We start from the raw sequence: 22,560 nt of genomic DNA on the forward strand, positions 1-22,560 counted from the left end.
CGGCCGGTCACCGAAGAGGAGATCTCCCCCATGTCCGCACGCCTCAACTCCGCTCAGCCGTACGTCATCGGGCTCTTCCGGATCGTCGTCGGCCTGCTCTTCGCCGTGCACGGCGCCGCGTCCCTGTTCGGCGTGCTCGGCGGCGCCGCCGGCACCAACGGCGGCACGATCCCGGCCGGCACCTGGCCCGGCTGGTACGCGGCCGTGATCCAGCTGGTCGCCGGTGCCCTGGTGCTGCTCGGCCTCGGCACCCGCGGTGCCGCGCTGATCGCCTCCGGCTCGATGGCGTACGCCTACTTCGACGTGCACCAGCAGGCCGCGCTGTGGCCCATCCAGAACGGCGGCGAGCTGTCCGTCCTGTTCTGCTGGGCGTTCTTCCTGCTCGTCTTCACCGGCTCCGGCGCCTTCGGCGTCGACCGGCTGTTCGGCCGGCGCACGGCCGCGGACGCCGGGTCCGTCGCCGAGCAGACCCCGATAGCCGCCTGACACCCCCGTCCCTACCGGCCCCGCGCCGGGTGCCCTTCCCCGTCACGAGCGGGGAAGGGCACCAGCCTGCCTTACGGCTTGGCGGCGAACGGCACGCTGAAGCAGGCCGCCCTGGCGCCCTTGGTGCCCGGCGTGCTGTGGATCACCACGGAGCCGGCCTCGCCCTTGCGGAAGGCCCAGGTGTGCTGCGCGCTCGCGGAGCCGTTGCCGCTCTTGTCGGTCTTGAAGTCCAGCCAGACCTCGTTCTTGTTGTTGACGTGGGCGGGGTCCGTGCCGGCCTGGTCCTGGTAGTGCTTGCCGGCGGCGGCGGGGTCGGCGCCGCAGGTCTTCTGGTGGACGTGGACCCCGTAGAGGTGGTTGGGCTGCAGGCCCGTGACCTTCAGCTCGACCGTCGTCGCACCGTTCGGCTGGACCCGCTGCCGGACGCTGATCCAGGACCCCGCCGGGACGAGCTTCTGGTCGTACGTCACGGCCTGCGCGGCGACGTTCTTGGCGGGCGGGGAGAACACGCCGTCGGTCTCCAGCGTGAGGCCGTGCGCGCTTGGGCTTGCGGTCGCGAACAGGGCTGCGGCGAGGGCGCCCGCAAATACGGCTGCCACCATGATGTGCACCTTTTTCCGCGCTGATGCGCTGCTTCTCTGAGTCGTTCGCCTGACGTCCGCCGATCCGCGGACGGAGCCCCGGATCCGCGGACAGGCCTCACTCCGTTGCTACGGGACGCGCGACGGCCGCGCCGCGCGGAACGCGCCACTCGGGTGAACAATCGCCCGGAATCGCCCCATCGGCCCCCCTGGACCCTGCTGTCACACCCCCGGCGTACGCTGTATGGCTGTCAACGGGGGAGCGACAGGAGTCATGGTGTTCGAGAGTGTGGGGTCACTGGCCGGCGGGCCCTGGATCTACGGCGTGGTGACTCTGTCCGTGCTGCTCGACGTGTTCGTGCCGGTACTGCCGAGCGGGGTGCTCGTCATCGCGGCGGGTACGGCCGCGGCGGCGGGGTCGGGCGCGGCGACCGGCCAGGTCCCGCGCGGCGTGCCGGACCTGCTGGCCCTGATCCTCTGCGCGGCGACCGCCTCGGTCCTCGGCGATCTGGTGGCCTACCGGCTGGCCTGGCGGGGCGGGGAGCGGCTGGACCGGGCCATAGCCCGCTCGCGTCGGCTGACCAGCGCCCAGGAACGGCTCGGCGAGGCCCTGGCCCGGGGCGGCGGCGCACTCGTCGTGCTCGCCCGCTTCGCGCCCGCCGGCCGCTCGGTCGTCTCCTTCTGCGCCGGCGCCGCCCACCGCCGCGCCCGCGACTTCGTGCCCTGGTCCGCCCTGGCCGGTCTGTCCTGGGCGGCGTACAGCGTCGCTCTCGGCTACTACGGCGCCCAGTGGCTCGGCGCGACCTGGCTCGCCACCGGCGTCTCCCTGACCGCCCTGTTCGGCGCGGGCGCCGCGGCGGGGTACTTCATGCGGCGCCGCCCGGCTTCCTGACCCGGCGGGGCCGGCCTGGCATGTCCGGCCCCGCTTCTCATCGCGTCGCCGCGAACGTCAGCAGCTCGCCAGGTAGTTCGTCAGGGCGTTCTTCTCGGCGGTGTCGACCGAGAGGTCGTAGTAGTACTTCACCTGCACCCAGGCGCGGACGTAGGTGCACACGTACGCGGAGCGGGACGGCACCCAGGTGGCCGGGTCCTGGTCGCCCTTGGCCTGGTTGACGTTGTCGGTCACGGCGATGAGCTGAGGCCGGGTCAGGTCGTTGGCGAAGGCCTGCCGCTGTGCGGTGGTCCACGTGCTCGCGCCGGAGTCCCAGGCCTCGGCCAGCGGGACCAGGTGGTCGATGTCGAGGTCGGAGGCGGCGGTCCAGGTGGCGCCGTCGTACGGGGAGTACCAGCTGCCGCTGGTGGCCGCGCAGGAGGAGTCGGTGACGACGTTCGAGCCGTCGCGCTTGAGGACCGTCTCGCGGGTGTTGCAGGTGCCGCTGATGGTGATCCAGTGCGGGAAGAGGTCGCGGCTGTAGCCGGTGCGGTTCTCGGTGGCCACGGTGAGCTGGGAGAGGTAGCTGCGGGCGGTGGCGGCGCTGACCGGGGTGGGGAGGGCGGCGGAGGCGGTCGGGCCGTTGAACAGCGCGGCGGAGGCTATGAGTCCGGTAAGGACCGCGAGTATGCTCAGCCGTCGACGCGCGTAGAGCTTCGGCATGCGAACTCCCTTGTGCAGGGGGGATGTTGGGTGCGAGCCAGGGAATGCTCGCGAGGGCGTGTTGCCGGAAGGTGAGCGCTCGGTAAGAAGCCAATGACGTGCTCATGTCATGCCAGGATTTACGGCTGAACTTTCGCATCCCGTACGATGGGAGGCGCAGAAGGGGAGTAGCTCTTCGCCGGACCGTCGACATACTGCTCAGCGAGCCTGAGCCGGCGCCCGGAGGCGGACCTCGGACGTTGGATTTCGACGGGCCGCCAGCGAGACCTTCGGCAAGCAGTGCACGCCCGTGCCCACCGGCACGGGCGCCGAGTGTGCTGCCGTGCCGAGGTGTCATCGCGTGACGTACCACACTCTCGGCGGGCGGCCCGACCGATTGAGGAACCTTGATCAGCATCACCGTGACGGCGCTCGTCTTCGGCGTCATCTTCCTCGCCGAACTGCCGGACAAGACCGCGCTCGCCGGTCTCGTCCTCGGCACCCGCTACCGGGCGAGCTACGTCTTCGCGGGCGTCGCCGCCGCCTTCCTGCTGCATGTCGTGCTGGCCGTCGCGGCCGGCAGCGTGCTGACCCTGCTGCCGCAGCGACTCGTGCACGCCGTCACCGGTGTCCTCTTCCTCGGTGGTGCGGCGATGCTGCTGCTGAAGCGGGGCGAGGACGAGGAGGAGATCAAGAAGCCGGCCGACCAGTCCTTCTGGAAGGTCGCGGGTACGGGCTTCATGCTCATCCTCGTCGCCGAGTTCGGCGACCTCACCCAGATCATGACCGCCAACCTCGCCGCCCGGTACGACGACCCGATCTCCGTCGGTCTCGGTGCGGTGCTCGGTCTGTGGGCCGTGGCCGGGCTCGGCATCGTCGGCGGAAAGGCCCTGATGAAGAGGGTGCCGCTGCGGCTGATCACGCAGATCGCGGCGTTGCTGATGCTGGGGCTCGGGGTGTGGAGCCTGTACGAGGCGGTGGCGGGCTGAGGCGTCCGGCGAGCTGAACGGCGGATGAATCCTTGCCGGAGGCGGTGGCGGGATCGGGAGCTGTTTTGTACCGTGGAGGAACAAAGTGGCTCCCGCCCGTTTTCCCTGACCGGCGGGCGGGGCCGCCTTGTCCCCGCCCCCAGGGCCCGTTCCGTCCCTGGAACCTCGGGGTCTGTTCGTCCCTGGAACCTCGGGGCCCGTTCCGTCCCTGGAACCCCGGGCCTGTTTCGTCTCTGGAGCTGCCGATGACGGCCACCGCCGCGCCCACCGTCCTCACCGCCCGTGCCCTCCTGCTCGACATGGACGGCACCCTCGTCAACTCGGACGCCGTGGTCGAGCGCATCTGGCGGCGCTGGGCCGAGCGGCACCGGCTGGACGGCGACGAGGTGATGAAGGTCGTCCACGGCCGCCAGGGGCACGCCTCCATGGCCGTACTGCTGCCCGACCGGCCCGTCGAGCAGAACCTCGCCGACAACGCCCGCATGCTCGCCGAGGAGACCGCCGATGTGGCGGGCGTGGTGGAGATCCCCGGCGCGAGCGCCTTTCTCGCCTCGCTGCGCGGGCTTCCGCATGCGCTGGTGACCTCGGCCGACGTCGCGCTGTCCACCGCGCGCATGAACGCCGCCGGGCTGCCGTTGCCGGAGGTCCGGATCACGGCGGAGTCGGTGGGTGCGAGCAAGCCAGACCCCGAAGGGTTCTTGAAGGGGGCCGCCGAGCTCGGGGTGGAGCCGGGGGAGTGCGTGGTGTTCGAGGACTCGGGGGCGGGGATCGCGGCGGGGCGCTCCGCTGGGATGACCGTGGTGGGGGTCGGTGCGCGGGCCGGGGTGCATGGGCCTGACGTGGTGGTGCCGGACCTCACGGGAGTGCGGGTCGAGGCGGGGGCCGACGGGATGATCCGGCTGTACGTCGGCTGACTGTGGTGGTGGGAAGGGCGCCGGCAAGGGACTCCGCCCCTTGAACCCCGCCAGGAGGCGAGGGTGGCCGTCCCGGCTCCCGCTCGGTCGGCCGCGCAGCAGGGCGGCGCTTCACGGGCTGCACGCCCGCGCGCCGCAGCGATTACATCAGCTGGGCGTCGTCGACGTCTCCGCCTCCAAGCTCTTTCTCGTCGCCGGCCCGTACTCCCCGTAGGTGTCGCTCACGATGCCCCGGGCCAGTTGGTAGTTGCGGACCGCGTCCTGCACGGGGCGGGTGAAGATGCCGTTGATCTCGTCGGCGTAGAGGTTCAACTGCCGCAGTCGCTGCTGGAGTTCGGTGACCTCGGGGCCCTTGTCGCCGAGGCGCAGGACCGGTGCGGCGGCGGGGGTGGGGTGGGCGGCGGGGGTGGTCGTCAGCGAGGGGGTCGGGGAGCTCGGTGGTGCGGGGGGCCGTGTCGTGGGGGACGGGGACGGTGTGGGGGATGCCGATGGTGGTGGCGGTGCGGACGTGGGTGGGCGTACCCGTGAGCGGGATGCGGCGGGGGAGTCCGGGGGCGTCGGGGACGGTGACGCCGAGCTCGGTGTGACCTCCGGGACACTCTCCCTGACCTCCTGGGCGGCCCGGTCCCGGGACGACGGGGTGTCGTACGAGAACAGCCCGCTCGCGAAACCGGCCGCCGCCACGACCGCCACGCTCGCGCCCGCGACGGACAGCAGGACGCGGACGCTCCGAGGCTTCGGCCGCGACTGGTCGTCATCCGGGTGCGGCGTCGTCGTGGCTGGTCGCTCCCCCAAATTCTCGGCTTCGCTCGAACCCGGGGGGACCCCCATCGCGGCGGAGCCGCATATCAGATCAGAGCCCCGCGCCCCTTCGGGGCGCTGCATCCGCAGGTCGGCCGTGCTCGACCCCGGCAGCGGTCGCAACGGAAGCGTGGTCTCGACGGCCTCGGCTTTCACATAGGGGCGTATGCGCAGCGGGTCGAAGTCCTCCGCCGCTGCCGCCTCGGCCGTACGGGTCTCGCGCAGAGCCTCGGCGGCCCGCTCGGTGCAGTCGCAGGACGGGCTCAGGTCCGGGCCCCTCGGTGCCCCGCACTCCGGGCAGGTATGGCCCTCGGGATCCCGGGGACCCTTGGAATCAGTCACGCGTTCGTGCCTCCCCTCACGAACTCCAGAGACTATGCGCATCTTCTCCGCATCCGCCGCCCGAAACGCGGGACTCGACAGGCCATAACCAGCCACACCGACGACGATGGAAGAGGCGTACCCGAGCCTCCGGGAGGTCTCCATGGCCCTGGACACGCACGGCACGGCGAAGGACATGCAGGACGGCGAACACGTCCCCGGCAATGTGTTCGTCTCGATCGGCGCCCTGCTCCTCGGGCTGCTGCTCGCCGCGCTCGACCAGACCATCGTGTCGACCGCGCTGCCCACCATCGTCAGTGACCTCGGCGGACTTGAGCATCTGTCCTGGGTGGTCACCGCCTATCTGCTGGCCTCGACCGCCGCGACCCCGCTGTGGGGCAAGCTCGGCGACCAGTACGGCCGGAAACGGCTGTTCCAGACCGCCATCGTGATCTTTCTCATCGGGTCCGCGCTGTGCGGCATGGCCCAGAACATGGGTGAGCTGATCGCGTTCCGCGCGTTGCAGGGGCTGGGCGGCGGCGGGCTGATGGTGCTGTCGATGGCGATCGTCGGCGACATCGTGCCGCCGCGTGAACGCGGCCGTTATCAGGGGCTGTTCGGCGCCGTGTTCGGCGCGACCAGTGTGCTGGGACCGCTGCTCGGCGGGCTGTTCACCGAGCATCTGAGCTGGCGCTGGGTGTTCTACGTCAATCTCCCCGTCGGCGCCGTCGCGCTCGCCGTGATCGCCACCGCGCTGCGCATCCCGCGCCGCACCGCGCGTCATGTCATCGACTACCTCGGCACCTTCCTGATCGCCGCCGTTGCCACCTGCCTGGTCCTCGTCGCCTCCCTCGGCGGTACGACCTGGGCCTGGGGCTCGGGGCAGATCATCGGGCTCGCCGTGCTGGGTGTCGTACTCGCTGTGGCGTTCGTCGCGGTCGAGCGGCGGGCCGCCGAACCGGTGCTGCCGCTGAAGCTGTTCGGCATCCGCACCTTCACCCTCGCCGCCGTGATCAGCTTCATCGTCGGCTTCGCCATGTTCGGGGCGATGACCTATCTGCCGACCTTCCTCCAAGTCGTGCACGGCGTCTCGCCGACCATGTCCGGGGTGCACATGCTGCCGATGGTGTTCGGTCTGCTGCTGTCCTCGACCATCTCCGGGCAGATCGTCAGCCGTACCGGACGCTGGAAGGTGTTCCCGGTCACCGGCACCGCCGTCACCACCATCGGGCTGCTCCTGCTGCACCGGCTCACCGAGACCAGCCCGACCGCCGTGATGAGCAGCTACTTCTTCGTCTTCGGCCTGGGCCTGGGCCTGGTCATGCAGGTTCTCGTGCTCATCGTGCAGAACGCCGTCTCCTACGAGGACCTGGGCGTGGCCACCTCCGGCGCGACCTTCTTCCGCTCCATCGGCGCCTCCTTCGGCGTCGCCATCTTCGGCACGGTCTTCGCCGGCCGGCTGAGTGACAAACTCGCCGCCGCCTTCCGGGGCGTGGGCCTGCCGCCGGGGACCAGCGTCAACGCCCTGAAGTCCGATCCGCGGGGCATCGCCGCCCTGCCGCCCGCCCTGCGGCCCGCGGCCCTGCACGCGTACGCGTCCGCCATCACCGACGTCTTCCTCTACGCGGCCCCGGTCGCCCTCCTCGGCTTCCTGCTGGCCTGGTTCCTGAAGGAGGACCGGCTGCGCGGCTCGGTCACCGCGCCGGACGCCTCCGAGACGATCCCGCCCAACCCGGTCGAGCGTTCCTCCTACGACGAGTGCTGCCGGGCCCTGTCCGTGCTCGGCACCCGCGAGGGCCGCCGGGAGATCTACCGGAAGATCACCGAGCGGGCCGGCTACGACCTGCTGCCCGCCGCCAGCTGGCTGCTGCTGCGCATCCGCAGGTACGGCTCGGTCGAGCCGGGCGTACTCGCCGAAAGCGGCCCCGTCCCGCTGGACGTCGTCATGGCCGCCGCCCGCCAGGCCGAGGAACGGCGCCTCACCGAACGCCGGGGCCTGGACGTGTACCTGACCGACTCCGGCCGCGAGGCCGCCGAACGGCTCGCCGCGGCCCGCGAGGATTCCCTGGCCGAACTCCTCGGCGACTGGTGGCAGCCGGGCCGCTCGACCGACCTGACGCAGCTGGTGAAGGAGCTGACGGAGGAACTGTGCGGCTCGGAGCGCGAGCGGCCGCTCGACGGGCCGCGGGCCGGGGTCAGCTGACCGCCAGCTCCTTGCTGAACCAGTGCTCGGCGTACGTGTCGTCGTTGTGCGGTCCGGTCTCGGTGTAGCCGAGGCGGGCGTACAGGGCGCGGGCCTCGACCAGGTCACTGCGCGTGTCGAGGATCAGGCGCCGGGCGCCCAGGGCGCGGGCGGTCTCCTCGGCGGCGGCGACCAGCAGCGGGGCGCCGCCCTTGCCGCGCAGGTGCTCGTACACGAACACCCGGGTCAGTTCGGCCGTGTCCGCGTCGAGCAGGCGTACGCCCGCCGAACCGCCCGGTGCGCCGTCGTACCGCCCGATGAGCAACTGCCCGGCGGGCGGGGCGAGTTCGGACCCGGTGTGGGCCGCGATCTCCCGCTCCAGCTCGTCGGGGTCGGTGCGGTGCCCCTCGTGCAGCAGGTACCAGCGGTCGCTGACCTCTGTGTAGTACGCCCGCCACAGTGCGGCGGCGGCCGGGGAGTCGTACGGTTCCGCGGTGATGGTCCAGGTCATGCCGGTCATTGTCGGTCGGCGGGGCGCGGTCCGCCGCCGGATTTCACGCAGACTGTCCGCCCGTACGCTCATCCGGCGCCGCTTCGCGGACTGGCCGCGTTCGCGGGCTGACCTGCGTTTGTGGCTTCCCTTCCGGGTCACCCGGAGAGGGAGCCGGCCGGTGGGGCCGGTCCGAGTGGAAGGCAATCATGTCCACAGCCATGATCGTGCTGATCGTGATCGTGGCGGTCGTGGTCGTCGGCGCGGCCGTCTCCCTGGTCCTGGGCGGCCTCGGATGGTACGGCCGGCCCGGCCTGAAGCGGCGCTTCGGGCCCGAGTACGAGCGGACCGTCGTCCGGCACGGCGGTGACACCATGGCTGCCCGGAGGGAACTGGCCGCGCGGGTGCGACGCCACGGCGATCTGCGGGAACGGCCACTGGACCCGGCCGGGCGGGAGCATTACGAGGCCCGCTGGACGGCCGTACAGGAACACTTCGTCGACTCGCCGCGGCAGGCGGTGGCCGAGGCCGACGGGCTGCTCGCGGAGCTCGCCGCCGCGCGCGGCTACCCGGACGGCGGGCACTACGAGGAGCAGGTCGCCGCGCTGTCCGTGCACCACGCCGACCACGTCGACGGCTATCGGCAGGTACACCGGGTGGCCCGCGCCGGGGCCGGGGACGCGATGACCGGGACCGGCTCCGGAACCGAGCAGATGCGTACGGCGCTCCTCGGGGCCCGCCCCCTCTTCGACGACCTCACCCACCCCACCGGCGGGTCGTCGGCAGGAGACCGTCGAAGGAGAGTTGAGCACCATGTCGGACAGGACAAGTGGCTCCGGCGACACGCACCCCACCGGCCGCATCCGCCGGCCGCAGGATGAGGACTGGACCCCTGAGGACGCCCGCAGGGAGCCACTGCCGGAGGAATGGCTCCCCGGTGAACCTGCACCGGAACCCGGGGCCCCGGCCCGCCGCGCCGGCTCGGTCGGCCCGGGGAGTGAGGGGCTGACGGGCGACGACCTCACCCCCGAGGACGCACCTGTGCACCGCCCCGACCCGGCGGTCATGGGCGGTTCCGCGAGCCGTCGGCCTGCGGGCATGGGCCGCTCCGCGAGCCGTCGGCCGGACGATGAGGAGAGGTCCGGGACCGAGGGGCTGCGGCCCGGCACGGAGGACCTGGCGTCCGGCCCGTCCGGCACGTCCGACCTGGGCGGACCGGAGGCCTCGGGCGGGACGCGGCCCAGGGCGGACGAGAGCGGGGCGCAGGGCGAGAGCCTGATGCCGGACGACGGGCTGGGGGCTCCGTCCTCCGGTGAGCCGACCGCACGCGAGGCGCACGGTACCGAGTCCCGGGGCCCGGACGCCTGGCCGGCCGCACCGGGCGCGCCGGCGGCGGCCCCCGCCCCGGCCGGCACGGGCGCCCCCCTCCTGTCCCACGACGAGACCGACCGCTGGGAGCGGCGGATGCGGGAACTGGCCGCCGGGTTCGTGGAGGAGCCGCGCGGGGCCGTCGAGAAGGCCGACCACGCGCTGGAGGAGATCGCCGGGCGGTTCGAGGAAGCCGTGGAGCGGCGGCGGCGCACGCTGCGACGGTCCTGGGAGGCCTCCGAGGACCGCGGTCCGGGCTCGGACGCCGAAACCGAGCAGCTCAGGCTGGCCCTGCGGGACTACCGGAACCTGGCCGAGCGCCTGCTACACAGCTGATCCAGCGGCTGATCCACTCCTGGCGGCAGCCCTGCGCTGCCGCCATTCCCGCACGACCTCCTCGACGTCGTACGGCTTCTTGCCCAGCGGCGGACCGGGCGGCGGCTTGAACATCATGTCCTTGATCTTGACGTTGACATCCTCGATGATCTTCCGCGCGATCCGCTCCGAGGGCGCCGCGTACGCCGCCTCCAGCGCGTCCTCGGCCTCCTTGCGCAGCGCGAGCGCGGGCGGCAGGACGGACAGGCCCTCACGCGCCAACTTCCGCTTGATCCACCACAGTTCGTCGTAGGTGGAGTCGACCTCGGCGGGCAGCGGCTCGCCCGCACCCGGCAGTTCCTCGAACTCGCCGCGTCGCTGGGCGTCACGGATCTGCTTGTCGACCCAGGACTCGAACGGCACACCCGGTGGCTTTCGCTCGGTCATGACTCCATTGTGCCGGACGGCACCCGGTCGGGCGTTTTATCATGCGGCGGCAGACCGACCGGCCGCACGGCCGGATGATTCAGGGGGAACGCGCGTGCTCGAACTGACCATGGCCACCGTCTCCGGGGCCGACTCGGGGGCCACGGCCGGGATGACGATGGCCGACGGGCCGAGCGAGCCGGGTTCCGTGCTCCGCGTCGGCCGGGACGCCTCGGTGTGCCGGCTGGTCACACCGGAGGACTGGCTGTTCGTCTCCCGCGTCCACCTGGAGTTCCGCTGCGGCCCGGACGGCGGCTGGCAGCTGACGTGGCTGCGCGGTTCGCAGGCCGAGCCGTCCTCCGAAGTACGGCTGATGGCCGGGGAGTTCACCCAGCCGCTCGGCTACGGCGAGACGGTACGGCTGCCGCACGGCGGGTCCGGTGAGATCGTCGTCCAGGACCGCACCGCGCCGCGCAGCGTCAACGTCGGCTTCTACCACGAGGCGTGAGCCGGCCCGGTCCCCTCCGGGCCCGGCTCAGGCCAGCACCCGGGCCAGCGCGAACCCGTCGTAGCCCTTGCTGCCGACCGTCTGGAGCGCCGTACCGTCGAGCCTCGGGTGGGTCGCGATCAGCTCGATCGCGGCCCGGGTGCCCACGACGTCCGGCTCGGTGCTGTCCGCGTCGACGACCCGGCCGCCGCGCACCACGTTGTCCAGGACGATCAGGCTGCCCGCGCTGGTGAGGCGCAGCGCCCACTCCACGTAGTGGGCGTTGTTGGCCTTGTCGGCGTCGATGAAGACCAGGTCGAAGGGGGGCGGGTTGTCGTCGGCGAGCTTGGGCAGCGACTCCAGGGCCGGGCCGACCCGCACCTCCACGATCTTGTCCAGACCCGCCCGGGCGATGTTCCGTACGGCCACCTCGGCGTGCTTGGGGTTGTACTCCAGCGACACCAGCCGGCCGTCCTCGGGCAGCGCCCGCGCCAGCCAGATCGTGCTGTACCCGCCGAGCGTGCCGATCTCCAGGACGTGGCGCGCACCCTGGACCTGCGCGAGCAGATGGAGGAACTTGCCCTGCGTGGCGGTGACGCCGATCGGCGGGAGCCCGGCGGCGTCGTTCTCCCGCAACGCCGCCTGCAGCGCCTCGTCGTCGGGTGCGAGCTGGCTGATGAAGTAGTCGTCGACGTCGTCCCAGACCTGCGAGCCGGTCATGCTCCTGCTGCCTTTCCCGAGTACGTGCACTCCCTCTGCAATGGTCTCAGCCGACGGGCCCCGACGGGGAGACCGGCGGGAATCGGCCGGCCTGCGGCGGGGGCACCGGCCGCCGTGCGCGCCGTACGACGAGCACGCAGACCAGCGCGACCAGCACCAGCAGCCCGCCGCCGACCGTGACGACCCATGCGGGGATCCCGGCGATCCGCCGCAGCTCGTCGTCGTGGATCACCTGCTGGACGGGGGTGTCGGCGGCGGCCCGGCGCAGTTCGTGATCGCCGGAGATCCGGGAGGGATCGGGAAAGTACTGGGTGAGCGCGGTCAGGTACGGCGTCCCGGCGGCCAGCTCGCCGAGGGCGCCGTCCGGTGCGGTGAGGCGGCCGGCGAAGACCGTGCCGGGTGTCGTCCCGCCGATCGTCGTGCGCGTCTCCATGCGGTGGGCGGCGAGCACGTACAGGCCGAGCGACTGCGGGGTGGTGGCCAGGCGGGAGAGCCGCATCGGGTACACCGGGCCGTCGGCCGCGAAGGTGAGGTGGATCGGGTCGAGGGCGCCGTGCAGCGCGGTGCCGCCGGTGTCGGGGGCGAGGCGGACGGCGACGTACTCCCAGTGTTGGTCGACGTACGGCTGGAGGGCGGTGCGCAGCCGGGCGGGGAAGGCGAAGCCGTGGTCGCGCAGCCAGTGGTCGAGGGCGCTCGGGTCGGTGGCGGTCAGCCGGGCCACGTCGAAGGGGCCGAGCCGCTGCCGGCCGACCACACCGACGCCGGCCGCGGCCGGGGGAGCGGCGGCGCCGACGGTGCCGAGGCCGTCGAAGGGCCAGTCGCCGTCCTGGGGCCAGAAGTGGTACCGGGTGCGGTGGACGGGCTGGATCGCCCTGGCCAGCTGGTCGAAGAGGGCGGGGTCGCCGAGGCGGACGGTGGCCCGGTGCGGAACGGGCATGATCCAGGCGGCCCGCTTCGCGTCCCCGCCGACCGTCAGCCGCATCACGATCTGCTCCTGCCGCCCGTCCCACCGCAGCACGGACTGCTCCTGCGCGACGGAGATCCGTGTCGCCGCGTCCGGCACCATCGCTCCGCAACCGCAGGCGTAGGCGGGGGCGATGAGCCAGGTGAGCTGGATGCCGAGGAGTGAGAGAAGCAGGGCGAGTATCCGGGCGCGTTTCACGGGCCTACAGACGGCGCCGGCCTGTGATCGGTTCCGGTGCGGTGGCTGGGCCGGCGCGGCTACGGCGGCCACACGGACAACGCCACCGCCAGGCCCCTGAGGGGCGCGGGCAGGTCCCTGAGGGGCACGGGACTGTATCAATATGCGGCTCCGCCGCGTGAGCGCGAGATCAATATGCGGCTCCGCCGCGTGGGCGCGAGCCACCACGAAGCACCCGCACCCGGCCCACCACCATCACCCCTACGGCGCCTACCGGCTCTCCACCGCCGGCGCCGAACCCGGAAGCGGTCGTCCCGCCGACTCCGACATCCGCCACACCGCGAACCCGCCCACGACAGCCGCGGCCATCATGTAATACGCGGGCATCATCATGTTCCCCGTGGCCCCGATCAGCGCGGTCACCACCAGCGGAGTCGTCCCGCCGAACAGGGACACCGACACGTTGAAGCCGATGGACAGGGAGCCGTACCGCACCCGCGTCGGGAAGAGAGCGGGCAGCGCGGCCGGCATGGCCGCCGTGAAGCAGACCAGCAGCAGACCCAGCGCCCCCATGCCCAGCGCGACCGCGAGCAGGCTGCCCTGGCGGATCAGCAGCAGGGCCGGGACGGACAGGAACAGGAAGCCCGCGCAGCCCGCCGCGATGACCGGACGCCGGCCCACCCGGTCGGACAGCGCGCCCGCGAACGGCTGGACGATCATCATCAGCGCCATCACGCCCAGCACGACCAGCAGCCCGTGCGTCTCGTCGTACTTCAGCTCGCTCGTCAGATAGCTCGGCATGTACGACAGCAGCATGTAGTCGGTGACGTTGAAGACCAGCACCAGGCCCATGCACAACAGCAGCGCCTTCCACTGGCCCGCCACCATCTCGCGCAGCGGCACCTTCGGCCGCTGCGTCTCCGCCTTCTCGACCTCCGCCGCGAACGCCGGGGTCTCCTCAAGGCGCATCCGCAGGTACAGGCCGATGAGGCCCATCGGGCCCGCGATCAGGAACGGGATGCGCCAGCCCCAGGTCAGCAGGTCGTGCGACGACAGCAGTGCCGTCATCAGCGTCACCAGGCCCGCGCCGCCGATGTACCCCGCCAGCGTGCCGAACTCCAGCCAGCTGCCGAAGAAGCCCCGCTTCTTGTCGGGGGCGTACTCGGCGATGAAGGTGGACGCGCCCGCGTACTCACCGCCCGTCGAGAAGCCCTGCACCAGGCGGGCGGCCAGCAGCAGAAGCGGCGCGCCGACGCCGATCGAGGCGTACGACGGGATCAGGCCGATGGCGAACGTGCCCGCCGCCATCATGATCATGGTCACGGCGAGGACCTTCTGGCGGCCCACCCGGTCGCCCAGCGGGCCGAAGACCATGCCGCCCAGCGGACGGACCAGGAACGCGGCGGCGAAGGCGCCGAACGTCGACAGCAACTGCGCGGTCGGGTTGCCGGACGGGAAGAAGACCTTGCCCAGGGTCACCGCGATGTAGCTGTAGACGCCGAAGTCGAACCACTCCATCGCGTTGCCGAGCGCCGCCGCCTTCACGGCGCGCTTGACGAGGGCGGGGTCGGTGACGGTGACGTCGGAGGCCGTGCGGGCCTCGGGGATCTTCAGAGACGGGGAGACTGCTGCGACTGCGGCCAAAACGGGGCTCGCCTACCTTTCGACGGGGACAGGGACACGGCCCGTACGGCGACGCCGCCCTACAGAACGGACCGAAAACGACCATAGGCGGCTTTCGGCCCCTTACGTGCCGTACGCGCATCGCTGCATAGTGCAGCTAAACGACGCGTACCCAGCTACGTCTGCCCGCTCCACGCGCCGTACTCCACCCCCGCACTGTGATCCTTGTCGCGCCCCGCCCCCGCAACCGCACAGGCCCCGGACTGTCGTCATCCAGACAAAAGACGGACAAAAGACGGACACACGTCAGGTGAAGCGGGGGTTGCCCGCGTCTGTGTTCTGGGGGTCTGCAAGCCTCAAGAGGATCCTCATAGGGTTCACAGAAGAATGTGGCGTATACGGCGCCGGAACAAACGGGGCGGGAGGCCGACGGGGCGTGGCGAACGTAGAGCACAGCGGGCGATCTACGGATGTCTTCGGGGGGCGGGCCACGACCGGAGCGCGGCTGCGCGCGGCCCGGCTGGGACTGTGGGCGGTGGCGGCGATCCTCGCCGTACGGCAGATGACCGTGGTCCTCAGCACCCCGAGCGGTCAGCGGCTCACCGACCTGGAGACCTGGGTCGGACCACACGGCGTCCTGCACGTGAACGGCTCGATCTACGACTCGACCCGCTTCACCGGCACGCCCTTCGGCGGACTCGTCCTCAAGCCCCTGACCCGCTCCGCCCAGGCCGCCCTCGGCTGGGGCTGGACCTTCGGCACCCTGCTCCTCGTCGTCGCCCTCGGCCTGATCGCCGCCCGCGCGCTGCCCCAGCCGGTCAGCCGCCGCACCTCGCTGCTGGCCGCGCCGGTCGCGATCAGCCTGCTCATGCTGTCCCTGCCGGTCCGCAACGCCCTGTGGCTCGGCCAGACCAGCATCATCCCGGTGCTGCTGGTCCTGCTCGGGCTGTTCGCCGTACGCGGGGAGCGGGCCAGCGGACTGTGCATAGGCCTCGCCGCCGCGCTCCAGCCGACCATGCTGCTGTTCGCCCCGCTGGTGTGGTTCACCGGCCGCCGCCGGGCCGCGCTCAGCACGGCCGGCACCTTCACCGCGCTCACCGCGCTCGCCTGGGCCGCGCTGCCGCACGACTCGTACGCGTACTGGGTGCACCACATGGCCGGGGTGGGCCTCGGCGGCAAGGCCGACGCCCTCGGCAACCAGTCGCTGCACGGTGCCCTGCTCCGGCTGGGCGTCTCCGGTTGGCCGGAGATCGCCCTCTTCCTGCTGCTCAGCTCCGCCGTCGCGGCCCTCGCCATGCGCCGCGCGGTCCACTACGCGGCCGACGGCCAGCTGCTTCTCGCCGTCGCCATCACCGGCTGCGCCGCCATCGCCGCCTCGCCCACCGCCTGGCAGCACCAGCTGCTGTGGGTGCTGCTCGCGGTCGTCGGCCGGGTCGGCAGGCGGGCCTCCGACCGGTACGTCTGGCCGGTCGCCGTCGTCCTCGTCACCACCCTCCCGGCGAAGATGATGCTGCCGAACATGCCGGTGATGTATCCGCTGCGGGACAACCTGGTCCTGCTCGCGGCCCTCGCGGCGGCCTGCGCGGTGCCCTTCCTATCGAGGACCGCGCCCCTGTACCACGCGCCGACGCCGACGGACTATGCCGCGCCCGTCCCGGCCCGCCTTTCGCGGGTGCCGCTGCTGCCGTTCTGGCGCCGGGCCCTGAGCAGGCCGAACCTGATCCTCGAACTCCTGCTGATCCGGGTCTGCTACGCCGCCTACTCCACCGTGCGAGCCGCAGCCGCGGGGGGCCGTGCCGTCGCGGAGGACCACGGGCGCCAGGTCCACGGGCTCGAACAGGCCCTGGGCATCGGCATCGAGCACTGGGTCAACCACACGGTGGCCGGAATGCCGTGGCTGCGCGGGTTCCTCGGCTTCTACTACGAGTCGTTTCACTTCGTGATCCCGCTGGCCGTCCTCGCGGTGCTCTACGTACGACGGCCGACCGACTTCCGCTGGGCACGCACCTCGCTCGGCCTCGCCACGCTCCTCGGCCTCGCCGGCTTCTGGCTCTACCCGCTGGCTCCGCCCCGGCTCATGCCCGGACTCGGGTTCATCGACACGGTGCACGGAACGCAGAACCTCGCGAAGCCCGACTACGGCGCGATGACCGCGGTGACCAACCAGTACGCGGCGATGCCCTCCCTGCACTTCGGCTGGTCCCTGTGGTGCGGCATCGTGATCGTGGCCCTCGCGCCCAGGTGGTGGATGAAGGCCCTGGGCTTGCTGCATCCGCTGTTCACCGTGTCCGCGATCGTCGCGACGGCCAACCACTGGGTCCTCGACGCGGTCGGCGGGGCGGCGGTGGTCGCCGCGGGCTTCGGGCTCACCTACCTGCTGTCGGGGCCGCGTTCGCGTCAGGACGGGGAAACACCGTCGGTCCCGCACTCGAACCAGACCGACTTCCCGGTCCCGGCCGGTGACACGCCCCACTTGTCGACCACGGCGTCCAGCAGGACGAGGCCGCGTCCGCTCTCCGACTCGTAGTCCACGTCCCCACCGGCTACGGGGAGGTGACCGAAGGCATCGGTCACCTCGGCCCGTACGCCCGCCGTCTGCCGGGCGAGCAGTACCGTGCAGCGGCGATCCGGTACGTGCCGTACGACGTTGGTGACCAGCTCGCTCACCCCCAGTTCCACGGCGAACGTCAGCTCGGTCAGCCGCCATTCGTGGAGCAGCGAGCGGACGATACGGCGGATGTGGCGGACCGAGTGCTCGCCGACGGTGAGCTGCATGCGGTACTGGGGAGTCCGGGGAATGTTGGGGTTCATAGGGCGATGCTGACCTGGAATCACTACGCTGGGCTACGGGCTGAACACAACGAGTCCGAGAGGGGACTTGGCATGGTCAACATCAACACCCTCGACCCCAGCGCCTCACCGCTCGACTACTACGGCTTCGAGTTGCGCCGGTACCGGGAGGCGGCGGGACTCACGCAGCGGCAGCTCGGGGACATCATCAACTACACGGGGTCGATGGTCGGCCAGGTGGAGACGGCCCGGAAGCTGCCGACGCTGGACTTCAGCCAGCGGTCGGATGCGGCGCTGTGTACGGGCGGGTTACTGACGCGGTTGCATCCGCTGGTGATGCGGAGTCAGCTTCCGGCGTGGTTTCAGCAGGTGGCGGAGTTGGAGGTGCGAGCGGCGGAGATCTGTACGTTCCAGATGGGCATGATCCACGGGTTGTTGCAGACTCCGGAGTACGTGCGTGCGGTGCTCGGCGCGTTGGACGGCACCGACCTCGACGACCGCTCCGTCGTACGACTGGCCCGCCAGCGCATCTTTGAGAAAGAGCAGCCGCCGGTCTTCTGGATGGTCCTCAGTGAGGCCGCACTGAATCAGGAGATCGGCGGGTCGGAGATCATGCGCGGTCAACTGGCCCACCTGTTGACCTTCGAGAACAACCCCCGGATCAACATCCAGGTGCTGCCGTTTTCGGCCGGGGCCCACGCGGGACTGACAGGCTCGTTCAACGTCTACCGCTTCGCCGACGACCCGACCATTGTCTACACCGAGGGGTACGGCAGCGGGCATACGACCGCCAACCCGGACACCGTCAAGGACTGCTCGCTCCGTTACGATCATCTACGAGCCGCCGCGCTCTCGATCAAGGACTCGGCGGGGCTGATCCGAGAGGTGATGGAGGACCGCTATGGGGAGCAAGTGGCGTAAGTCCAGCTACAGCAGCGACCAGGGCGGCGATTGCGTCGAGTGTGCGCCGCTCGGCCCGCTCGCCTGGCGCAAGTCGTCGTACAGCAGCGACCAGGGCGGCCAGTGCGTAGAGATCGCCGACACCCCCTGCGCCACCCTCGCCGTCCGCGACTCCAAGACCCCGGCGGGACCGATCCTCACCCTCGATCCCGCCACCTTCACCACCTTCGTGAACTGGGCCTCTACAACCGCTGAATGATCGTCCCCGTAGCCAGCCCACCGCCCGCACACATCGTGATGAGCGCGAACTCCTTGTCCGCGCACTCCAGTTCGTGCAGGGCGGTGGTGATCAACCTGGCCCCCGTCGCCCCGACCGGGTGACCCAGGGCAATCCCACCGCCGTTCACGTTGACCTTGTCCAGGTCCTGTTCGAAGACCTGAGCCCAGCTCAACACCACCGACGCGAAAGCCTCGTTGATCTCCACGAGGTCGATGTCCTTCAATGTCATCCCCGCCTTGCCCAGCACCGCCCGCGTCGCGTCGATCGGGCCGTCCAGATGGAAGTGCGGGTCGGCGCCCACCAGGGCCTGGGCGACGATCCTTGCCCTCGGCTTCAGCTTCAGCGCCCGAGCCATTCGCTTGGACGCCCACATGATGGCCGCAGCCCCGTCCGAGATCTGCGACGAGTTGCCCGCCGTATGGACCGCCGTCGGCATGACCGGCTTCAACCCTGCCAGTGCCTCCATCGACGTGTCCCGCAGCCCCTCGTCCTTGTCGACCAGCCGCCACATGCCCTGACCGGCGTACTGCTCCTCCTCGGTCGTCGGCACCTGTACGGCGAACGTCTCCCGCTTGAAGCGTTCCTCGGCCCAGGCCAGCGCCGCCCGCTCCTGGGACCTCAACCCCAGCGCGTCCACGTCCTCCCGCGTCAGCCCCCGGTGCCGGGCGATCCGCTCCGCCGCCTCGAACTGGTTCGGCAGGTCGACGTTCCACTCGTCCGGGAACGGCTTGCCGGGGCCGTGCTTCGAACCCGACCCCAGCGGGACCCGGGACATGGCCTCGACGCCGCAGCTGATGCCGACGTCGATGACTCCGCCCGCGACCATGTTGGCCACCATGTGCGAGGCCTGCTGGGAGGAGCCGCACTGGCAGTCGACGGTCGTCGCGGCCGTCTCGTAGGGCAGGCCCATGGTCAGCCAGGCGGTGCGCGCGGGGTTCATGGACTGTTCGCCGGCGTGGGTGACCGTGCCGCCGACGATCTGCTCGACCGCGTCGGCGGGGATGCCGGTGCGGCCGAGGAGTTCACGGTAGGTCTCGCCCAGGAGATAGGCGGGGTGCAGGTTGGCGAGCGCGCCGCCGCGCTTGCCGATCGGGGTGCGGACGGCTTCGACGATGACGGGTTCGGCGGCCATGGGTGCGGGTCCTCTCCGAGGGCTCTCCGACGGGCTCTCCTCCGGAACGTGCCAGAACTAGAACGCGTACTAGTTCTGCCCAGCAGTCTGCTGACGTGACGTCCATCACCGCAAGGGTCTTGCAGGCGCCAAGGGCTCGATCTGCACGACTTCCGCACCGATTGAGGATGTCGTACCCCTTGCGACTTGTAGAACCCGTTACTACGTTCACGGACGCTTGTTGATGGACCGTCAGATAACTGCCGGATGGCTGGGAGTCACCGATGCCCTGTCCAGCGCTGCCCGACGGGTTCGACCTCACCGACCCCGACCTGCTCCACCACCGCGTGCCCCTGCCGGAGTTCGCCGAGCTGCGCCGCGCCGAGCCGGTCCGCTGGATCCCGCAGCCGCAGGGCATCGCGGGCTTCGCCGACACCGGCTACTGGGCCGTGACCCGGCACGCGGACGTCAAGTACGTCTCCACGCACCCCGAACTCTTCTCCTCCACCCTCAACACCGCGATCATCCGATTCAACGAGCACATCCAGCGCGACGCGATCGACGCCCAGCGCCTCATCCTGCTCAACATGGATCCCCCGGAACATACGCGCGTCCGGCAGATCGTGCAGCGGGGCTTCACGCCACGTTCCATCCGCGCCCTGGAGGACCGGCTCCGGGCGCGTGCCGCGGCCATTGTCGCGGCCGCGCGCGACCGCTCCGGGCCCTTCGACTTCGTCACCGAGGTCGCCTGCGAACTGCCCCTCCAGGCCATCGCCGAGCTGATCGGCGTACCCCAGGAGGACCGGTCCAAGATCTTCGACTGGTCCAACAAGATGATCGCCTACGACGATCCCGAGTACGCCATCACGGAGGAGGTCGGCGCCGAGTCGGCCGCCGAGATCATCGCCTACGCCATGAACATGGCCGCCGAGCGCAAGCAGTGTCCCGCCCGCGACATCGTGACGACGCTCGTCGCGGCGGAGGACGAAGGCAACCTGAACTCCGACGAGTTCGGCTTCTTCGTGCTGATGCTGGCGGTCGCGGGCAATGAGACGACCCGGAACGCGATCACTCATGGCATGCACGCGTTCCTGACGCACCCCGAGCAGTGGGACCTGTTCCGGCGGGAGCGGCCGGCGACGACGGCCGAGGAGATAGTGCGCTGGGCGACCCCGGTCAACGCCTTCCAGCGGACGGCCACCCAGGACACCGAGGTGAGCGGGGTGCGGATAGCGAAGGGCGACCGGGTCGGGCTCTTCTACGCCTCCGCCAACCACGACCCGGAGGTCTTCACCGATCCCGACGCCTTCGACATCACCCGCGACCCCAACCCGCATCTCGGCTTCGGCGGAGGCGGCCCCCACTTCTGCCTCGGCAAGTCCCTCGCCGTCCTGGAGATCGACCTGATCTTCAACGCCGTCGCCGACGCCATGCCCGGCCTGCGGCTGGCCGCCGAGCCCCGGCGACTGCGCTCGGCGTGGATCAACGGCGTGAAGGAACTCCGGGTCACCACCTCCTGAGCGGACCGGTCACCACCTCCTGAGCGGACCGGTCACTACCTCCTGAGCGGACCGGTCACTACCTCCTGAGGCGGGCCGGTCACTCCTTCCCTGACGCCATCAGCGCCAGCACGGCCGAGACTGCCGCCGCGAGCGCCAGTGGGATGCCGAGGCCGTGGTGGAGGACCAGCCACGCGCCCAGACAGGCGCCGGCGAGCATGGCGAGCACCGCGGCCGTACGGCGCGGCTCGCGGCGGCTGGTGGCGTCGCCGAAGCGGGACTCCGAGGCCAGGCCGGTCAGGGTCATGGTCAGGACGGTGGTCGTCAGATCGGGGATGCGCAGCTTGCGGACCGTGGCGTTGCGCAGGCCCATCGCATAGCCGGTCAGGGCGATCAGGGCGTAGACCGTGCCGGTGGCGTGCGGCCACGCGAAGGCGATCACGGCCGACACGGCCACCAGGACCGCCTCCGCCGCGAGAGTGAGACGGGCCCAGGCGCGGCGCGAGCCTCCGCTGTAGCGGGCCGCCAGCCGGCCGCCGGTCACCGCGCCCAGCAGGAAGCAGCCCAGCGAGGTGGCGGTGTGCGGGACGGAGAAGCCGGGCGCACCGGCCGCCGCGAAGCCCAGGACGACGACATTGCCGGTCATGTTCGCGGTGAACACCCGGCCCAGGCCCAGATAGCTGACGGCGTCGATCAGCCCGCTCACCACCGTCAGGGCCAGCAGCACGATCACCAGCCGCAGCCCGCGCATCTCCGGATCCGGTGCCGGTGTCCCCGCTTGCGATGCCGTGGTCATGGGGACCACTTCACCACGGGTGCGGGATCGGCGTCCCGTACATACGCGCGCACCCTCGCCGAGCGAAGGGCGAGGGTGCGGAAGCGTGAGGGGGGCGCCGTGGCGCGGAGGGTGCGGCTCAGTACCAGCCGTTCGCCTGCCAGAAGTTCCAGGCCTTGACCGGGCTGCCGTAGCGGGACTTCATGTAGTCCAGGCCCCACTTGATCTGGGTGGCCGGGTTGGTCTTCCAGTCGGAGCCGGCGGACGACATCTTCGAGGCGGGCAGGGCCTGGACCAGGCCGTAGGCGCCGGAGGAGCTGTTGGTGGCGGACGGGTTCCAGCCACTCTCATGCGAGACGATCTTGCTGAACGCGTTGAACTGCGCGGCGTCCGGGATCATCTTGTGCGCGATCGCCTGAGCGGAGGAGGCGGAGGCCTGCGTGGCGGCCTGGGCGGGCGCCGCGGTCAGGGCCAGACCGGCGGTGGCGGCGGCCACGGCGGCGGTGGTGAGGGCCTTCTTCGGGGAAGCGATGCGACGGATGAAAGAGACGGACACAGAGAACCTCTTGCGTTGGGGACACGGGCTCGCCCGTATGCCGTGGACACCGCTCGTGCGATGGCCGCATACGTCGGCGCCCTGGCCCGGGTGGGCTCGTGGCGCCTGGCGACGTCGTCCAGATAAGCAGGCCCGAAAGCCGTCCGCAATGACCCCTTTTACTAGTTGTGGCCGCATAGGCAGGAAACGTCGGCTCTGTGACCTGGCTCTCAATGCGCAGGTCGGAAGGGGT

At 71.1% G+C, this 22,560-nt stretch carries 23 protein-coding genes and 1 pseudogene; 12 read left to right on the top strand and 12 right to left on the bottom strand.

Going from position 1 to position 22,560, the window contains the following annotated elements; all coding sequences use genetic code 11:
- The first annotated feature begins 30 nt into the window (after positions 1–30).
- Positions 31–486, top strand: coding sequence for a DoxX family protein (locus LE548_RS13295; RefSeq protein WP_225096997.1), 456 nt, complete (start codon positions 31–33; stop codon positions 484–486).
- A gap of 71 nt (positions 487–557) precedes the next feature.
- Here LE548_RS13295 and LE548_RS13300 read toward each other — a convergent pair whose 3' ends face one another.
- Positions 558–1,088: a superoxide dismutase family protein gene (locus tag LE548_RS13300; RefSeq protein WP_225096998.1), complete on the bottom strand. Its 531-nt coding sequence runs from the start codon at positions 1,086–1,088 to the stop codon at positions 558–560.
- Between the two features lie 253 nt (positions 1,089–1,341).
- Here LE548_RS13300 and LE548_RS13305 point away from each other — a divergent pair, with 253 nt between their 5' ends.
- On the top strand, positions 1,342–1,959 hold the full coding sequence (locus tag LE548_RS13305; protein WP_225096999.1) for a DedA family protein: 618 nt from the start codon (positions 1,342–1,344) through the stop codon (positions 1,957–1,959).
- Positions 1,960–2,016: 57 nt separating this feature from the next.
- Here LE548_RS13305 and LE548_RS13310 read toward each other — a convergent pair whose 3' ends face one another.
- Positions 2,017–2,661 carry an HNH endonuclease family protein gene (locus LE548_RS13310; RefSeq protein WP_225097000.1) on the bottom strand — a complete coding sequence of 215 codons (645 nt, stop codon included), beginning with the start codon at positions 2,659–2,661 and terminating at the stop codon, positions 2,017–2,019.
- A 386-nt stretch (positions 2,662–3,047) separates the two neighbouring features.
- On the opposite strand from LE548_RS13310, the gene LE548_RS13315 reads away from it, so the two are divergent.
- Together LE548_RS13315 and LE548_RS13320 are read left to right on the top strand one after the other, a co-directional pair.
- Positions 3,048–3,629 carry a TMEM165/GDT1 family protein gene (locus LE548_RS13315; protein ID WP_225097001.1) on the top strand — a complete coding sequence of 194 codons (582 nt, stop codon included), beginning with the start codon at positions 3,048–3,050 and terminating at the stop codon, positions 3,627–3,629.
- A 245-nt stretch (positions 3,630–3,874) separates the two neighbouring features.
- Positions 3,875–4,543: an HAD family hydrolase gene (locus LE548_RS13320; protein ID WP_225097002.1), complete on the top strand. Its 669-nt coding sequence runs from the start codon at positions 3,875–3,877 to the stop codon at positions 4,541–4,543.
- Between the two features lie 147 nt (positions 4,544–4,690).
- Here the strand turns inward: LE548_RS13320 and LE548_RS13325 are convergent, their stop codons facing one another.
- On the bottom strand, positions 4,691–5,686 hold the full coding sequence (locus LE548_RS13325; RefSeq protein ID WP_225097003.1) for a peptidoglycan-binding protein: 996 nt from the start codon (positions 5,684–5,686) through the stop codon (positions 4,691–4,693).
- Positions 5,687–5,828: 142 nt separating this feature from the next.
- On the opposite strand from LE548_RS13325, the gene LE548_RS13330 reads away from it, so the two are divergent.
- Entirely contained in the window at positions 5,829–7,868 is a 2,040-nt protein-coding gene (locus LE548_RS13330; protein WP_225097160.1) for an MDR family MFS transporter, read from the top strand.
- On the opposite strand, the gene LE548_RS13335 is transcribed toward LE548_RS13330, so the two are convergent.
- Positions 7,861–8,367 carry a GNAT family N-acetyltransferase gene (locus LE548_RS13335; RefSeq protein ID WP_225097004.1) on the bottom strand — a complete coding sequence of 169 codons (507 nt, stop codon included), beginning with the start codon at positions 8,365–8,367 and terminating at the stop codon, positions 7,861–7,863. The genes LE548_RS13330 and LE548_RS13335 overlap by 8 nt on opposite strands.
- 179 nt (positions 8,368–8,546) lie before the next feature.
- Between LE548_RS13335 and LE548_RS13340 the strand changes: the two genes are divergently transcribed.
- Both LE548_RS13340 and LE548_RS13345 read left to right on the top strand, forming a co-directional pair.
- The gene (locus LE548_RS13340) at positions 8,547–9,218 is read left to right on the top strand and encodes a hypothetical protein (protein ID WP_225097005.1); all 672 of its coding nucleotides are present in this window, start codon (positions 8,547–8,549) and stop codon (positions 9,216–9,218) included.
- Complete coding sequence (locus LE548_RS13345) at positions 9,151–10,041, top strand: hypothetical protein (RefSeq protein ID WP_225097006.1); 891 nt, start codon at positions 9,151–9,153, stop codon at positions 10,039–10,041. Before LE548_RS13340 ends, LE548_RS13345 begins: the two co-directional genes overlap by 68 nt.
- On the opposite strand, the gene LE548_RS13350 is transcribed toward LE548_RS13345, so the two are convergent.
- A complete protein-coding gene (locus LE548_RS13350; protein ID WP_225097007.1) occupies positions 10,030–10,467 on the bottom strand; it encodes a DUF1992 domain-containing protein in 438 nt (145 codons plus the stop codon). The two genes, LE548_RS13345 and LE548_RS13350, sit on opposite strands and share 12 nt — an antisense overlap.
- A gap of 94 nt (positions 10,468–10,561) precedes the next feature.
- Here LE548_RS13350 and LE548_RS13355 point away from each other — a divergent pair, with 94 nt between their 5' ends.
- A complete protein-coding gene (locus LE548_RS13355; RefSeq protein ID WP_225097008.1) occupies positions 10,562–10,954 on the top strand; it encodes an FHA domain-containing protein in 393 nt (130 codons plus the stop codon).
- 27 nt (positions 10,955–10,981) lie between these two features.
- Here the strand turns inward: LE548_RS13355 and LE548_RS13360 are convergent, their stop codons facing one another.
- The 3 genes from LE548_RS13360 to proP form a co-directional block, all read right to left on the bottom strand.
- The gene (locus tag LE548_RS13360) at positions 10,982–11,653 is read right to left on the bottom strand and encodes an O-methyltransferase (protein WP_225097009.1); all 672 of its coding nucleotides are present in this window, start codon (positions 11,651–11,653) and stop codon (positions 10,982–10,984) included.
- 46 nt (positions 11,654–11,699) lie between these two features.
- A complete protein-coding gene (locus tag LE548_RS13365; protein WP_225097010.1) occupies positions 11,700–12,815 on the bottom strand; it encodes a DUF2330 domain-containing protein in 1,116 nt (371 codons plus the stop codon).
- A 249-nt stretch (positions 12,816–13,064) separates the two neighbouring features.
- The gene (proP, locus tag LE548_RS13370) at positions 13,065–14,408 is read right to left on the bottom strand and encodes a glycine betaine/L-proline transporter ProP (RefSeq protein ID WP_225097161.1); all 1,344 of its coding nucleotides are present in this window, start codon (positions 14,406–14,408) and stop codon (positions 13,065–13,067) included.
- 445 nt (positions 14,409–14,853) lie between these two features.
- On the opposite strand from proP, the gene LE548_RS13375 reads away from it, so the two are divergent.
- Complete coding sequence (locus LE548_RS13375) at positions 14,854–16,944, top strand: bifunctional glycosyltransferase 87/phosphatase PAP2 family protein (protein WP_225097011.1); 2,091 nt, start codon at positions 14,854–14,856, stop codon at positions 16,942–16,944.
- Here the strand turns inward: LE548_RS13375 and LE548_RS13380 are convergent.
- Positions 16,827–17,228 (bottom strand): annotated as a pseudogene (locus LE548_RS13380) (ATP-binding protein); the annotation flags it as partial. The gene LE548_RS13375 and the pseudogene LE548_RS13380 overlap by 118 nt on opposite strands.
- A gap of 72 nt (positions 17,229–17,300) precedes the next feature.
- Between LE548_RS13380 and LE548_RS13385 the strand changes: the two are divergent.
- The gene (locus LE548_RS13385) at positions 17,301–18,128 is read left to right on the top strand and encodes a helix-turn-helix transcriptional regulator (RefSeq protein ID WP_225097012.1); all 828 of its coding nucleotides are present in this window, start codon (positions 17,301–17,303) and stop codon (positions 18,126–18,128) included.
- Positions 18,109–18,366 carry a DUF397 domain-containing protein gene (locus LE548_RS13390; protein WP_225097013.1) on the top strand — a complete coding sequence of 86 codons (258 nt, stop codon included), beginning with the start codon at positions 18,109–18,111 and terminating at the stop codon, positions 18,364–18,366. The genes LE548_RS13385 and LE548_RS13390 overlap by 20 nt, the downstream gene beginning before the upstream one ends.
- On the opposite strand, the gene LE548_RS13395 is transcribed toward LE548_RS13390, so the two are convergent.
- Positions 18,350–19,519: a steroid 3-ketoacyl-CoA thiolase gene (locus LE548_RS13395; RefSeq protein ID WP_225097014.1), complete on the bottom strand. Its 1,170-nt coding sequence runs from the start codon at positions 19,517–19,519 to the stop codon at positions 18,350–18,352. The two genes, LE548_RS13390 and LE548_RS13395, sit on opposite strands and share 17 nt — an antisense overlap.
- A gap of 263 nt (positions 19,520–19,782) precedes the next feature.
- On the opposite strand from LE548_RS13395, the gene LE548_RS13400 reads away from it, so the two are divergent.
- On the top strand, positions 19,783–21,018 hold the full coding sequence (locus LE548_RS13400; RefSeq protein ID WP_225097015.1) for a cytochrome P450: 1,236 nt from the start codon (positions 19,783–19,785) through the stop codon (positions 21,016–21,018).
- A 79-nt stretch (positions 21,019–21,097) separates the two neighbouring features.
- Here LE548_RS13400 and LE548_RS13405 read toward each other — a convergent pair whose 3' ends face one another.
- Both LE548_RS13405 and LE548_RS13410 read right to left on the bottom strand, forming a co-directional pair.
- The gene (locus LE548_RS13405) at positions 21,098–21,793 is read right to left on the bottom strand and encodes a YoaK family protein (RefSeq protein ID WP_225097016.1); all 696 of its coding nucleotides are present in this window, start codon (positions 21,791–21,793) and stop codon (positions 21,098–21,100) included.
- 118 nt (positions 21,794–21,911) lie between these two features.
- Positions 21,912–22,328, bottom strand: a complete 417-nt coding sequence (locus LE548_RS13410) for a transglycosylase SLT domain-containing protein (protein ID WP_225097017.1) — start codon at positions 22,326–22,328, stop codon at positions 21,912–21,914.
- Between the last annotated feature and the right edge of the window lie 232 nt (positions 22,329–22,560).

The sequence above is a fragment of the Streptomyces sp. CoH27 genome (assembly GCF_020181035.1).
Lineage (GTDB): Bacteria > Actinomycetota > Actinomycetes > Streptomycetales > Streptomycetaceae > Streptomyces > Streptomyces camelliae.